Raw genomic sequence first — 14,152 nt, forward strand, 5'->3', positions numbered from 1 at the left:
TAGCGTCGTTGAAGAGCAGCAGCGAGAACGCAGCGCCGAAACACGCCAAGTAGTAGGAATATCGACGATGGGTGTACAGAAGTCTTCGTCGTCTGCGTAAGAAGAACACCGTAGTCCGTAGTAAACGGCAGCACATCGAAGCCCGATCCCTGGATCGGGCTTTTTGTTTTGCACGTGCCGCACATAGCAAGGCCTACTCGCCCACGCCCCCCGGCCTCGCCCTATCGGACGCATCCCATTTATCGGCGCGCATCCGTCGCAACCCTTATGCATTCGCCTTTCCTATTGCACGCCCTGGGCGGCGCTCATATCGTTGAGCCCGCGGTATCCGAAAAGTAAGATAAATGGCCGCGCAGGGATCGGGCAGCTCGCCTTGCCGGCTGCCGATCAGCGATAACGACACGACTTGGAGACCTCAGTGAGCAGCACGACCGAATCGACCGGCTTCGCCGGCTCGCCGCCGTTTTTTTCGAAGCAAGCGACTGTCGCCGCGCCCGGGTTCTCGCGCTGGATGGTCCCTCCCGCGGCGCTGGCCGTGCATCTGTGTATCGGCCAAGCTTATGCATTCTCGGTATTCAACGGCCCGCTGACGAAAGTCATCGGCATCACCCAATCGGCGCCCGGCGACTGGTCGCTGACGACGCTCGGCTGGATCTTTTCGCTCGCGATCGTCTTCCTCGGCCTATCGGCGGCGTTTGCAGGAAAGTGGCTCGAGCATGTGGGCCCGCGCCGCACGATGTTTACCGCGGCGTGCTGCTTCGGCGGCGGCTTCTTGATCTCGGCGCTCGGCGTCTGGCTGCATCAAATCGTGCTGCTGTATCTGGGCTACGGGGTCATCGGCGGCATCGGGCTCGGGCTCGGCTACGTCTCGCCGGTTTCGACGCTGATCCGCTGGTTTCCCGATCGCCGCGGCATGGCGACCGGCATGGCGATCATGGGCTTCGGCGGCGGCGCGATGATCGCCGCGCCCCTTTCCGTCGCGCTGATGAACCACTTCAAGAGCGCAACGAGCGTGGGCGTGGCGGAGACGTTCGTCGTGCTCGGCATCGCCTATTTCATCTCGATGACGATCGGCGCGCTGGCCATCCGGGTGCCCGCGCCCGGTTGGAAGCCGGCCGGCTGGGTGCCGCCCGACACGTCGCACAAGATGATCACGCGCAATCACGTTCACATCGATCGCGCACTGACTACGCCCCAGTTCTATCTCGTATGGCTCGTGCTGTTCTTGAACGTGACGGCGGGCATCGGGATTCTGGGCCAGGCGTCGGTCATGATTCAGGAAAGCTTCAAGAATACGGTGACGCCGGCCGCCGCCGCGGGCTTCGTCGGCCTACTCTCGCTGTTCAATATGGGCGGGCGGTTCGTCTGGGCATCGTCGTCCGATAAGCTCGGACGCAAGAACACCTACTCCGTGTTCTTCGTGCTCGGCGCCGTCCTGTATTACCTCGTGCCGAGCTTCGCGACCTCGGGCAATATCGCGCTCTTCGTGCTGTCCTACTGCGTGATTCTGTCGATGTACGGCGGCGGCTTTTCGACGGTGCCGGCCTATCTGGCCGATTTGTTCGGCACCGCTTTCGTGGGCGGCATTCACGGACGGCTGTTGACGGCCTGGGCCGCCGCGGGCGTGGCGGGTCCCGTGCTCGTCAACTACATCCGCGCCTATGAAGTGGCGCACGGCGTGGCCAAGGCCGATGCCTACACGATGACGGTGCACATCATGACGGCGCTGCTGGTCGTCGGCTTCGTCTGCAATCTGCTCGTCAAACGCGTCGACGCGAAGCATCACATGAGCGATGCGCAAGTCGCGGCGGAGCGCTAAGGAGACCTCATGGAACACGCTACGCAAACCCCGCGCCGAACGAGCGCCGTCAGCCTCGTCGTCTTTTGGGCCTATGTGCTCATTCCGTTGACCTGGGGCGTCGTCAACACGCTGCGTCAGGCGATGAAACTGTTCACATGAGCGCTGCCGAGCAGCCCTTTGCATCGCGAGCCGGGCCTAGCGCCCGGCTTTTTCTTGCGCCCAAGACGGCGCAGCGTCCGAAGATTGCGCCGCGCTCAGCATCGCCTGCGCCCGGTGATACACTCGCATCACTCCGTTCCGCGCGCTTCCTATGAAATTCTGTTCCGTCTGCGGTCAAGCAGTGAGCTTACGCATTCCGCCCGGCGACAACCGCGAGCGATTCGTCTGCGAAAGCTGCGGCGCCGTGCATTATCAGAATCCTCGCAACGTCGTGGGCACGGTGCCCGTTTGGGAAGACAAGGTGCTGCTGTGCCGGCGAGCGATCGAACCGCGCTACGGCTACTGGACCCTGCCCGCCGGTTTCATGGAGATGGGCGAAACGACGGCCGAAGCTGCCGCGCGCGAAACGCTCGAAGAGGCTGGCGCCCGCGTCGAAGTTCAGCACTTGTTCTCCCTCTTGAACGTGCCTCACGTCCATCAAGTGCATCTGTTCTATCTCGCACGGCTGCTCGACATCGACATCGCGGCCGGGGAAGAGAGTCTCGAAGTGCGCCTGTTCGACGAGAGCGAAATTCCGTGGGAAAACATCGCATTCCCGACGGTTGGCCAGACGTTGCGCTTTTTCTTTGCCGACCGCTCCGCCGGCAATTACGGGCTGCATACGGGCGACATTTTCCGGTCGCTGCGCGACGGCTAACCGCGCCCAAGCCCCTCGCATGGTCCCCTGGCTCGGCCCCGACGACCCCTTCCCGCCCGTCGAGCGTGCGCTCGGCCACGAAAGCGGCGCGCCCGGCTTGCTCGCCGCAAGCTCCGACTTGCTGCCCTGGCGAGTGGTCGATGCATACCGGCAAGGCATCTTCCCGTGGTACTCGGACGGCCAGCCCGTGCTTTGGTGGAGCCCCGACCCGCGCATGGTATTGCTGCCGCGCGAGTTCAAGGTATCGCCCTCGTTTCGCAAAACGCTCAAGCGCGTGCTGAGCGATCCGCGCTGGGAAGTTCGCGTCGACGCCGATTTCTCGGCCGTCATGCGCAGTTGCGCGCAGGCGCCCCGCCGCGGCCAACGCGGCACCTGGATCACGGCGGAGATCGTCGATGCCTACGCATCCTTGCACCGCGCGGGCCATGCCCACAGCGTCGAAACGTGGCTCGATGGCGAGCGCGTGGGCGGCCTGTATGGGGTGTCGCTGGGCGCAATGTTCTTCGGCGAATCGATGTTCGCGCACGTGAGCGACGCATCGAAAATAGCACTGGCCGCGCTCGTCGGGCACCTGCGCCGTCACGAAATAGAAATGATAGACTGCCAGCAGAATACGCCGCATTTGGCTTCCCTTGGCGGGCGCGAAATCGCGCGCAAGACGTTCGTCGCACACGTGCGCAGGGCTGTGAGCGCAGCCCCGATTCCGTGGCGCTTCGACAAAACGGCGCTCGTCGAAGTCTTGCCGCATGCGGCGTAGAAGGACGCTCGCACCGCTCGCCCACGATCGATGCGGCATGCAAGAAACAATGCTTTGAGAGCCGCCAATGACTCACCCGAATGAGCTGCCGCTTTCACCGCTTTCCGCACTGCAGTTCTACGCGACCGCGCCCTACCCCTGCAGCTATTTGGAAGGCCGCATCGCTCGCTCGCAGGTCGCGACGCCGAGCCATCTCATCAATTCCGACGTCTATACCGAACTGGTCAAAGCCGGCTTTCGGCGCTCCGGCGTATTCACTTACCGGCCGTACTGCGAGGGCTGCCGCGCGTGCGTGCCCGTGCGCGTGCCCGTCGCGGCGTTCAAGCCGAACCGCACGCAGCGGCGCGTCTGGAAGCGGCACGCAACGCTCGTCGCGACAGTCGCGCCCTTGCATTACGAGGAAGAGCACTACGTGCTCTATATGCGTTACCAAGCGGCGCGGCATGCCGGTGGCGGCATGGATCGCGACAGCCGCGACCAATACGAGCAATTCCTGCTCCACAGCCGAATCAATTCGCGGCTCGTCGAATTTCGCGAGCCGCTCGACGCGGCGCACGACGCCGGCGTGCTGCGCATGGTCAGCATGATCGACATCCTGGGCGACGGCCTGTCGTCGGTCTATACGTTCTTCGAACCCGAAGCGGGCCGTGCGAGCTACGGCACGTACAACATCCTGTGGCAAATCGAGCAAGCGAAGAGCTTGGGGCTTCCGCATGTCTACCTCGGATATTGGATTCGAGAGAGCGCGAAGATGACCTACAAGGCGAACTTCCGGCCGCTCGAAGGGCTCGTGGACGGAGATTGGGCGCCACTGCCGGCTCCATCTCCCGCCGCGGGCGTTGCCGGAACTTGATGCACGCTCGACACCGATCCCGTGAGGTTGGTCCGGCCCGCGCGTCGATTGCGCCGCGCGCACCGGCCGGCGGTGCTCACGGCGACCGGACTCGCCGAACCCGCTAAAATAGCGGGTTCTCATTTTCCCACCGACCCCATCCGTGCTCAGTTCCCTCTATCCGCTCGTGCGCGCCGGCCTCTTTCGCATGGATGCGGAAGACGCCCACCATCTCACGCTCGGCGTGCTCGGCGCCGCCGGCCGCACCGGCCTCGCCCGCTTGCTTGCGCCACACGTGCCGGAGCTGCCGCGCACGGTCATGGGCATCGCCTTTCGCAATCCGATCGGTCTCGCCGCAGGGCTCGACAAGGATGGCGCCTGCATCGACGGTCTCGCGGCGCTCGGCTTCGGCTTCATCGAAGTGGGCACGGTCACGCCGCGCGCGCAGCCGGGCAATCCGCGTCCGCGCATCTTTCGGCTGCCCGAGGCCGGCGCGCTGATCAATCGAATGGGCTTCAACAACGGCGGCGTCGATCAGTTCGTCAAGAACGTCCAAGCGGCGCGCTATCGCGGCCCGCTCGGCCTGAACATCGGCAAGAACGCCGATACGCCGATCGAACGCGCGGCCGACGACTATCTCTACTGTCTTGAACGGGTCTACCCCTTCGCAAGCTACGTGACGATCAACATCTCGTCGCCCAATACGAAGAACTTACGGCAGTTGCAAGGCGCCGACGAACTCGATGCGCTGATCGGTGCATTGAAGGAGAAGCAGCAGCGCTTGGCCGATCTGCACGGCAAGCTCGTGCCGCTCGCGCTGAAGATAGCGCCGGATCTCGACGACGAGCAAATCAAAGCGATCGCCGACACGCTGCTGCGCCACGGCATAGAAGGCGTGATCGCGACCAATACGACGCTCTCGCGCGCGGCTGTCGCGGGCATGGCTCATGCGGATGAGACGGGCGGGTTATCGGGCAAGCCCGTCTTCGACGCGTCCAACGCTGTGATCGCCAAATTGCGCGCGCAAGTGGGCGAGGCAGTCGCGATCATCGGCGTGGGCGGCGTGTTCTCGGGCAAAGATGCGCTCGCCAAGCTCGCGGCCGGCGCTTCGCTCGTGCAGGTCTATACGGGTTTCATCTATCGCGGCCCGGCGCTCGTCGGCGAATGCATCGACACCATCGCGCATGCGGCGCGCATATAGACATGAACAAACGGTATTTTTAGGGCGATTGGTGTTTCGCTATCATTGCTGCACGCGTGAAAGCCCATCGGGGAGCTTTCAAAGGAGAACCAAAACCATGAAGTTCGCATCGCTGAAAAAGATCCTCACGGCCGGCCTGATCGGCTTGACCTGCTTCGTGGCCACGGCGCACGCCGAAGACCTGCTCGATCAAGTCAAAGCGCGCGGCACGCTGCGCATCGGCCTGGAGGGGACGTTCCCGCCGTTCAACTCGAAGGATGCGAAGACGGGCGAACTGGTCGGCTTCGATGTCGATATCGCCAAGGCAGTCGCGGCCAAGCTCGGCGTGAAGCCGGAGTTCATCACGACGGAATGGAGCGGCATCATCGCCGGTTTGCAAGCGGGCAAGTTCGACGTGATCGTCAATCAGGTGGGCGTGACCGATGCGCGCAAGCAAGTGCTCGACTTTTCGCCGGCTTACACCTATTCGGGCGCCGAGTTGATTCAGCGCAAGGACGATGACCGGCAGTTCAAGTCGCTCGAAGATTTGAAGGGCAAGAAGCTTGGCGTGGGTCTCGGCACGAACTACATGGATATGGCGAAATCGGTGGCCGGCATCGACGTCAAGACCTATCCCGGTGCGCCCGAGTATCTGCGCGATCTCGCCGCCGGACGCCTCGACGCCGCGTTGAACGACAAGCTCATGCTGGCCTACCTGATGAAGAATTCGCAGTTGCCGCTTCGCGCCGGCTCGATGGTCGGCACGGGCAACCCCTCGGCGATCCCGTTCAAGAAGGGCAATCCGAAGTTCGCGAAAGCCATCGACGAAGCCATGACGCAACTCGAAGCGGACGGCACGTTCGCGAAGATCTCGGACAAGTGGTTCGGCATCGACGTCACCAAGCCTGCTAGCAAGTAACACCCATATCAGGCACACGCCGTACGAGCGCTCGCACGAGGGCGGCATCGCACAGATGCCGCCCTTTGCTTTGGCGCGGCGAGAACGCGTGCAGCGATCCAACACGCTGTTTTCGTCCCGTATATCATGTGCGCTCGCGCACGCCCAGCGTGCCGGTCGACTCGTTAGCGGTCCTTACTAACAAAAAATCATGTCCACCACCACCCTGCTCGTCCAATCGATGCCCGTGCTCGCGCAGGGCGCCGTCTTGACGGTCAAGTTCGCCGTGCTGTCGATGATCTTCGGGCTCATCGCCGCCGTCATCCTTGCACTGATGGGCATCAGCCACAGCAAGCCGCTCAATTGGACGGCGCGCGCCTACGTGAGCTTGATGCGCGGCACCCCGCTGCTAGTACAGATCTTCGTGGTGTACTACGGGCTGCCTAGCGTCGGGATTTCCCTGGATCCGACGCCTGCCGGCGTGATCGCGCTGTCGGCGAACGTGGCGGCGTATCTGTCGGAAAGCATGCGTGGCGCCATCAACGGCATCCATCGAGGCCAATGGCTCGCGGCATATAGCCTGGGGCTCTCGCGTCGCCAAACGCTGCGCTATGTGATCGGCCCGCAAGCGTTGCGCATCGCCGTGCCGAGCCTGTCGAACAGCCTGATCAGCCTCATCAAGGATACGTCGCTCGTATCGGTGATCACCGTCACCGAGCTGTTGCGCAGCGCACAGGAAATCATCGCATCGACCTATCAGCCGCTACCGCTGTATCTGGCCGCGGCTGCCGTCTATTGGGTGCTGTGCCAGGTGCTCGAATGGGTGCAGCGCGGTTACGAGCGGCGCCTCGCCTTGCCGACCCGGCACTGACCAACGGGGCCACGGCGCGGTCGAGCCGCGGCGCCGTCGCAGCCCGCCAATCAGTTCGCGGCGAGCGGCTGGTCGAGCGCCGCGCCGAAGCGGCCCAGGCGCGGCAAGTAAAGCCGCGTCGGATCGAGAGAAAACGCTACGTGGCGCGCGCGACCCATCACCTCTTTGCGCGGCACGAAGCCGAAGTAGCGAGAATCGGCGCTGTCGTCGCGGTTATCCCCGAGCATGAGATATTGGCCCGCCGGCACGGTCACGGGCCCGAACGAGCTGACCGGGCTCGGCGCCGTCTCCGATAACCGCACGATGTGCGAAACGCCGTCGAAACGCTCCGTCAAATAACGCACGTCGCCGGAAGCGGCATCGGGCATCGGCGCGCTTGCGAGAGGTCGATAGTCGGCCCGCACGCCGTTGACATACAACACGTTCTCGCGCAAGGCGACGGTATCGCCGGGCACGCCGACCACGCGCTTGACGAGCAGTTCGTGCGCGGCGGCAGAATCGATCGTGACGATGTCGCCGCGCTGCGGGTCGCCCAGATGCGCGATGGCGATGTGCGTGAGCGGCACGCGCAGGTCATACGCCATCTTGTCGACGAAGATGCGATCGCCGATGCGGATCGTCGGCAACATCGAACCGGTCGGAACGACATTCCAATCGGCGATGGCGCTGCGAAACAGCACCATCAAAAACAAAAACGCCACCAGGTTCTTGTTCGAGCGCCATAGGCTGGCGAGATGCTTGGACATACGAGCCGCTCCTCATTGGACGATCTTGCACCTGTCGCCGCGGGCAGCCGTGCCGCGGTGACACCCGACGCCGCCGCACTCGGGCGCGCTGCCTTCGGCGCAACGCCGCATCGTAACACTGCGGCCGCTACTCGCCCGGGAACTTCAGCCCAAGCGAGGCGCGCGCCGCATCGGTCATCGAGATCATTTGGCGCGACTTCGCGTGCGTCATGATCGGGCTTTCGAGCGTGCCCTCGCGTATCAATTGGCAAAAGTGCTCGGTCTCGTAGTTCAGCCCGCCGCCTTCGAACGGCTCGTGCAATTCGACCACGCGGCCATCGCTATAACTGACGATCGCACGCACGGGATTCCACCATTTCTCGTGAATCGTGACGTGTCCGAGCGGTCCCGCCAGCAATGCGTCGCCTTTGCCATCCAAGTCCAGCCCGCAAAAAAGCTGTGCGATGCCCGCCTCGTGACGGCTATGCACGCTCGCGAACGTATCGACGCCCGAAGCGCCGAGGCGCCCGAAGGTTTGGACCTCCAGCGGCGCGCCGAGCCAGTCGACGGCGAGGAACATTTCGTAGATGCCGATATCGAGCAACGCGCCGCCGCCTTGCGCCAACGAGAACGACGGATGATCGGCCGGCACGTTGGCAACCGAACAACCGGCACGCACGAGGCCCACCGGACCGATCGGGTCGCTCGCGAGATGTTCGCGCAGCTTGCGATAGAGCGGGAAGAAAGGAGGCTTCATCGCCTCCATGAAGAGCCGCCCGGCGGCGCGCGCCGTCGCGAGCACCGCGTCGAGCTCGCGCACGTTCAACGTCGCCGGCTTTTCGCAGAGAACGTGCTTGCCCGCCGCGAGCGCCGCACGAGCGAACTGAGCGTGAGTATCGTTGAGGGTGGCGATGTAGATCGCATCGACATCGCTGGCCAGCACTTGCTCGAAGGTAGCGCACGCGGCGCCGCCAAAGCGCTGCACGAACGCATCGACGCTCTCGGGACGCCGCGACCACGTCCGCACGATCCGTGCATCGCGCACGTGCATCAAGCCTTGGGCAAAGCGGCGCGCGATATGCCCCGCGCCCACGATGCCCCAGCCGATGGTTCCCAGCTCATTCATGGCCGCATTCCTTGTCGACGTGACGGAGAGAGAAATCGATCGCGGCCGACGTTAGGTGCGATCGATCTCCCGCGATCATAAGACGCCGCGCGGAGAAATGCGTTCGGTTCGCACTACATGCTCGAAGTGCGGAGGCAATGGATGAAAATGTGTGGGCGGCGAAATCATCGGCGCATTCCTTCCATCGAATGCAAATACCGGCGCGATCATGCCGCCGGCTCTTTCATCCGATGAACGCCTCGTTACCGGCGGTTGGGCATTTCCACCGAAAACTCCCGGCTGATCTCGTCGGCGGCGAAGTCGATGACCGCTAGCGCTGCAGCTTCCGCCTCCTTGGGATCGCGGCGCTCGATGGCTTCGACGAGCCGCTCGTGCGTGCGCACCGAGATCTCCCAGGCGCCCGGCTTTTGACTGAGCATTGGGTGAGTGGCCGCCAATGCGCCGCGAATGATCGCGGCCATCTGCTGGAAGAATTGGTTGCCGCTTGCGTGAACGATGCGCGTATGCAACATTTCGTCGGCCGCTTGATAGCCTGCATCGCCCGGCGCCAGCGTTTTAAACACCTCGAAGGCCTCGCGAATCGCTGCCACTTCCGACACGCTGGCGCGCGCTGCCGCCTGCGCAGCCGCGCGCGGCTCGATCAGCATCCGGAACTCGATCACGTCGCGCATGAACTGCGGATCGGCCTTGGCTCGAAAGCGCCAGTTGACGACGTCCTCGTCGATCATGCGCCAGTCGCGCATCGGCCTGATGCGGGTGCCCACCTTCGGCCTGACATCGAGCATGTCGCGGGCAAGCAGCATGGAAAGCGCTTCGCGCATGACCGTGCGGCTGACGTCGAACTCCTTGGACAGCACGTCTTGCGGCGGCAGAATCGCGCCGTACTTCTCTTCGACGATGCCGCTAACGAGCCCATCCATCACCTTGCTCACCAGCGAACGGTCTTTGCCCTGCTCCATAACTCCCCCGATGCGCCGTCCGACGCTCCTTTGCCTGTTTCATTGCGCACCGCCCGCCAACCGCAGCCGGCAAACGATACGGTGCTTGGTTCCGCCGCGGCGCGCCATTGGGAAACGCCTGAACAGGGTTATCCCTCTGATGAAACGGATGCGAGCTTCGCGCACGTATGGCCGCCCGCCCAGCGCTTGCCGACCGCCGGCAATTGCTTTGGACGCCTACGCAATTTCATACGAACGCCGCTTACGACCCGTACAGCACCGCACTTCGTATTGCTTCGACCATGAGCGAATCGTTTCGGTGTCCGAAACAACGTACGACGAATCGCCATGGATGCACGGTACGTCGCGCGCAACGGTATGACTGTTCGGCATCGCACCGAGGCTGAAGTGTTCACGCGACGTTGGGGTAACTACTCAGCGGTACGCGCGCGCGGCGATGTCTCAACAATGAGTCATTTTCGACAAGCTTGCTTTGTGCTCGCGACCGGAAAGCCGAGAGGCCGGTATCGCCGCGATGTCATCGGCCTCTCGCGGCCCAGGCAAGCGTTCCGTTTTAAACGCTCTGTGCCGCGAACCCGCCGCCGTTGGGCGACAGCGGGGCGCCCCGGACAAGACAGCGCGAGCGCGCACAACCCAGCGTGCAACACAATTGAATCGATTTCCCGCAACGCCGCAAGCTAGCGACGCGTCGTTCAGCGTGAGCACGCACGTGCGGTCAGAGTGCCTCCTCCCGCCCAAACGCCAACTCGATCAATGAGTTAAAGCGAACATTTGAAAGTGATTCGAAAGGAGTGCGAGGGCACATTAGATTTTGCAGATTTGAAACAAAAAGATGAGGTGGCGCAAAGCAAGTGCGCTGCAACACGGAACGGGCGGCGTCAAGGCCCCACGCAACAGCGCTTGGCATGATCCTCGCAGTGTTGGGCGCAACCGAGCGCTTCCGCACAGAAGCTGCCACGGCCAGGGAGAAGGACCAAGACGACGCCGGGACGCTGCATCGAGACCACGACGAGTGAAGCATCGGGTATCCGTACCTCATGTCGATGCAAGAGATAACCGGCCCAGCAACGAAAAGCCGCAACAGGTCGCGCGAGCATCGCACGACGCGGCAACCAAACGAGGACCGATCATGTTGACGCTACAATCCGACCTCCACGGCAATCACTTGCTCGGTGCATTGCCGCCGCACGAATGGCAAGCGCTGACCCCGCACCTCGAGTTGGTCCATCTGCGCACCGAACAATTGCTCTGCGATTGCGGCCACAAAATCCACCACGTCTACTTCCCGACAACCGCCATCATCTCCGTGCTCTCGATGATGGAAGACGGCGGCTCGGTCGAGCTCGCCGCAGTCGGGCGCGAAGGCATGACGGGCGTTCAAGTGCTGACGGGCGGCGAGACGATGCCAAGCCGCGTGCAAGTGCAATGCTCGGGCTTCGCCTATCGGATGAGCGCGCAGCAGCTCAAGCAAGAGATCGCGCGCTCGGACTTGCTGCGCCGCTTGATGTTGCTCTATATGCAAGCGCTGCTGACGCAAGTCGCGCAAACGGCTGCATGCAACCGCCATCATTCGCTCAGCAAGCAGTTGTGCCGGTGGCTCTTGATCGAAATCGATCGCGCAGCGACGGACGATCTGGCCGTCACGCAACAACTGATCGCCGACATGCTCGGGGTGCGCCGCGAAGGCATCACGGAAGCCGCGGGCAGGCTGCACGATCAAGGGTTGATCCACCACAGCCGCGGCCATATCAAGGTGCTCGATCGCAAGGGTCTCGAATCGCGCGCCTGCGAGTGCTACGGGCTCGTGAAGCGCGAGTTCGACCGCCTGTTGCCGAGCCTACGCCAGACCCATTCGATCAGTTGAACGCGGCGCTCATTCGGCGCGGGCGAGCGCCGAATGCTTCGGACAACTAAGCATTTTCCGCCCGATCGACTTCAGCGGGCGTTCAGTTCGCTTCTTATTCGCGCTCGGACTTCGAACAACGCGGCGAGCATGCCCAGATGGGCACGCTCGTCTGCCGCTTCTTGCTCCGTCATGCCACCGCAGGCTTGCCCGCCTACGACGATGCCCAATCCCAGCGCATAGTTGCCGGCGAACGCCGTAGGCTCCGCTTGCTCGTCCCTCAGGCGCGAATAGGCCGTATCGAGGGCCTGCCGAAGTTCGCGTTGCATAATCGCGTCGATCCTCAAAACTGCATGTCGAGCATGATTACGGCAAAAATTGGTCCCGGCTGTAGGCCTTAGCGGTTCGCGCGGAAATCGATGGTTTCGACGCCGCGCTCGGTGCCGAGCAAGCAGAGATCGGCGCCGCGGCTGGCGAACAAGCCCACGGTGACCACGCCCGGCCAGCCGTTCACCGTCGCTTCGAACGCGCACGGGTTGTCGATCGCCAGATTTTTCACATCCAGGATTTCGTTGCCGTTGTCGGTGATGTAAGGGGCGCCGTCCTGCGTCACGCGCAGGACAGGCACGCCGCCGAGCGCCGCCAGCCGCCGCCCGATGGCCGTGCGCGCCATCGGCACGACTTCCACCGGCAGGGGAAAGCCGCCGAGCACGGGCACGCGCTTGGAGGCATCGGCGATGCAGACAAAGACATCGGCGACCGAGGCGACGATCTTCTCGCGCGTGAGCGCTCCACCGCCGCCCTTGATCATGGCGCCGGCCGGATCGATCTCATCGGCGCCGTCGACGTAAACGGGTAGCGACTCGATTTCATTGAGATCGAACACCCGAATGCCGTGCTGCTGCAGCCGCGCGGTGGTGGCGACCGAACTCGAGACGGCGCCGCGGTAGCAATGCTTGTGCGCCGCTATCGCATCGATGAAGCAGTTTGCCGTCGAGCCCGTGCCGACGCCAATCACGGCGCCTGCGGCAACATGGGCGTTCACATAGTCGGCGGCGGCTTGGCCGACCAATCGTTTGAGTTCGTCTTGGGTCATATAGCGCGGCAAAATGCGAGCGAAAGGCGTGAGTTTACCGGACTTCGGCGTCTGCATTGCCGCGGCCCGCGCGAATCATGCAACGCGCTCGCCTTCGGGCAGCGCAACGAGACCGTGCGCGGGACGCCGCTTGAGCGCGGCATCGAACGGATTGGTCAGCGGGCCGATCGCCTCGGCTTGGCGCCTAAGCAGTTCCACCACCATCGGCAACCGATCGTCGCCGAGCCGCGACGCGAGCGTGCCGACGCTCAACGCCGCAACGGCCGTGCCGGTGCGGTCGAGAATCGGCACCGCCACGCCGGCCATGCCTTCGAGCACGCCGCTATTACGCGCGGCATAGCCGAGTTGCCGCACCCGTTCGATTTCCGTGCGCAGATACACTTCGTCGAGCATGCCGTAGCCGCGAATGCGCGGCACGTTGAAGCGGATGATCTCCTCGCGTTCGGCCTCCGGCACGAAAGCGAGGATCGCGAGGCTGCCCTGCCCGACGCCGAGCGCGATGCGCCCGCCCACATCGTTCGTGAACGAGCGGATCGGGAACGGCCCCTCGCAAAGATCGAGGCACACCGCGTCGAAACCGCTCTTGGCCAGCAGGAAGATCGTCTCCCCTAGGCTCGCGCACAGTCGCAGCAACGCGGGCCTGCACAGATTGCGCAGCCCCCCGGGGTTGCCGGCCTGTGCCGCCAACGCGAAGAAATCGACGCCGAGCCGGTAGAGCTTCGAGCGCTCGTCCTGCTCGACCATCCCCTCCGCCATCAGCGCCCGCAAGATTCGATGCGTCGTGCCTTGCGTGAGGCCGACGGCTTTCGCGAGTTGGGTCACGCGCGCACCGCTGGCCTGCAGCGCCGCCAGCGCTCGGACGAGCGCGAATGCGCGCGGCAGCATGCCGACGCTGGGTGCATCGGCGCCGCCCTGATCGTCGTCGGTCCCGCCCATATCGCTTCGCGCTGCCCTAACGCCCATGTGCCGATCCTCTAGTTTCATTCACCGGAAGGTTTTCCCGAACCCGTTCGTAGCCGGCAGTATCGCAGTTTTTTGCGTCTTTGCCTCGGCGACCGCTCATGCCCAGGGCAAACCCTCGCAACACCGTATGGAATAGCTTTGAACGTTTTTGCCGATGTATTTCGTTCAATGAAATGTTTTCACTTTTCTTCCCGTTTGACGGAATTCCAAATTGACGCGCTTTATATGGCTGCACAGAATCCGTT

At 63.4% G+C, this 14,152-nt stretch carries 15 protein-coding genes; 9 read left to right on the forward strand and 6 right to left on the reverse strand.

The window, feature by feature from the left end; all coding sequences use genetic code 11:
• The first annotated feature begins 418 nt into the window (after positions 1-418).
• From QQS38_RS14715 to QQS38_RS14750, 8 genes are all read left to right on the forward strand, one after another.
• The gene (locus QQS38_RS14715) at positions 419-1,819 is read left to right on the forward strand and encodes an L-lactate MFS transporter (protein ID WP_479646101.1); all 1,401 of its coding nucleotides are present in this window, start codon (positions 419-421) and stop codon (positions 1,817-1,819) included.
• Positions 1,820-1,828: 9 nt separating this feature from the next.
• Positions 1,829-1,960: an MFS transporter small subunit gene (locus QQS38_RS14720; RefSeq protein WP_479646102.1), complete on the forward strand. Its 132-nt coding sequence runs from the start codon at positions 1,829-1,831 to the stop codon at positions 1,958-1,960.
• A 151-nt stretch (positions 1,961-2,111) separates the two neighbouring features.
• Positions 2,112-2,657, forward strand: coding sequence for an NUDIX hydrolase (locus QQS38_RS14725; RefSeq protein WP_479646103.1), 546 nt, complete (start codon positions 2,112-2,114; stop codon positions 2,655-2,657).
• Between the two features lie 19 nt (positions 2,658-2,676).
• Positions 2,677-3,414, forward strand: a complete 738-nt coding sequence (gene aat / locus QQS38_RS14730; protein WP_479646104.1) for a leucyl/phenylalanyl-tRNA--protein transferase — start codon at positions 2,677-2,679, stop codon at positions 3,412-3,414.
• A 67-nt stretch (positions 3,415-3,481) separates the two neighbouring features.
• Positions 3,482-4,267, forward strand: a complete 786-nt coding sequence (locus tag QQS38_RS14735; protein WP_479646105.1) for an arginyltransferase — start codon at positions 3,482-3,484, stop codon at positions 4,265-4,267.
• A gap of 142 nt (positions 4,268-4,409) precedes the next feature.
• Positions 4,410-5,447, forward strand: a complete 1,038-nt coding sequence (locus tag QQS38_RS14740; RefSeq protein ID WP_479646106.1) for a quinone-dependent dihydroorotate dehydrogenase — start codon at positions 4,410-4,412, stop codon at positions 5,445-5,447.
• A gap of 97 nt (positions 5,448-5,544) precedes the next feature.
• Positions 5,545-6,345, forward strand: coding sequence for a transporter substrate-binding domain-containing protein (locus tag QQS38_RS14745; protein WP_479646107.1), 801 nt, complete (start codon positions 5,545-5,547; stop codon positions 6,343-6,345).
• Between the two features lie 190 nt (positions 6,346-6,535).
• Positions 6,536-7,195, forward strand: coding sequence for an amino acid ABC transporter permease (locus QQS38_RS14750; protein ID WP_479646108.1), 660 nt, complete (start codon positions 6,536-6,538; stop codon positions 7,193-7,195).
• Between the two features lie 50 nt (positions 7,196-7,245).
• Here the strand turns inward: QQS38_RS14750 and lepB are convergent, their stop codons facing one another.
• The 3 genes from lepB to QQS38_RS14765 form a co-directional block, all read right to left on the reverse strand.
• Positions 7,246-7,941, reverse strand: coding sequence for a signal peptidase I (lepB, locus tag QQS38_RS14755; protein ID WP_479646109.1), 696 nt, complete (start codon positions 7,939-7,941; stop codon positions 7,246-7,248).
• Between the two features lie 127 nt (positions 7,942-8,068).
• Positions 8,069-9,046, reverse strand: coding sequence for a Gfo/Idh/MocA family protein (locus QQS38_RS14760; RefSeq protein WP_479646110.1), 978 nt, complete (start codon positions 9,044-9,046; stop codon positions 8,069-8,071).
• 242 nt (positions 9,047-9,288) lie between these two features.
• Positions 9,289-10,005, reverse strand: a complete 717-nt coding sequence (locus tag QQS38_RS14765; protein WP_479646111.1) for a FadR/GntR family transcriptional regulator — start codon at positions 10,003-10,005, stop codon at positions 9,289-9,291.
• Positions 10,006-11,134: 1,129 nt separating this feature from the next.
• Between QQS38_RS14765 and QQS38_RS14770 the strand changes: the two genes are divergently transcribed.
• Entirely contained in the window at positions 11,135-11,869 is a 735-nt protein-coding gene (locus QQS38_RS14770) for a Crp/Fnr family transcriptional regulator (protein WP_479646112.1), read from the forward strand.
• A 71-nt stretch (positions 11,870-11,940) separates the two neighbouring features.
• On the opposite strand, the gene QQS38_RS14775 is transcribed toward QQS38_RS14770, so the two are convergent.
• From QQS38_RS14775 to QQS38_RS14785, 3 genes are all read right to left on the reverse strand, one after another.
• Positions 11,941-12,177, reverse strand: a complete 237-nt coding sequence (locus QQS38_RS14775) for a hypothetical protein (RefSeq protein WP_479646113.1) — start codon at positions 12,175-12,177, stop codon at positions 11,941-11,943.
• A gap of 68 nt (positions 12,178-12,245) precedes the next feature.
• Positions 12,246-12,944: a ribose-5-phosphate isomerase RpiA gene (rpiA, locus tag QQS38_RS14780; protein ID WP_479646114.1), complete on the reverse strand. Its 699-nt coding sequence runs from the start codon at positions 12,942-12,944 to the stop codon at positions 12,246-12,248.
• 75 nt (positions 12,945-13,019) lie between these two features.
• Positions 13,020-13,880 (reverse strand): IclR family transcriptional regulator, encoded by an 861-nt coding sequence (locus QQS38_RS14785; protein WP_479646204.1) that lies wholly within the window; start codon positions 13,878-13,880, stop codon positions 13,020-13,022.
• Positions 13,881-14,152 lie beyond the last annotated feature (272 nt).

The sequence above is a fragment of the Trinickia sp. Z7 genome, assembly GCF_056498045.1.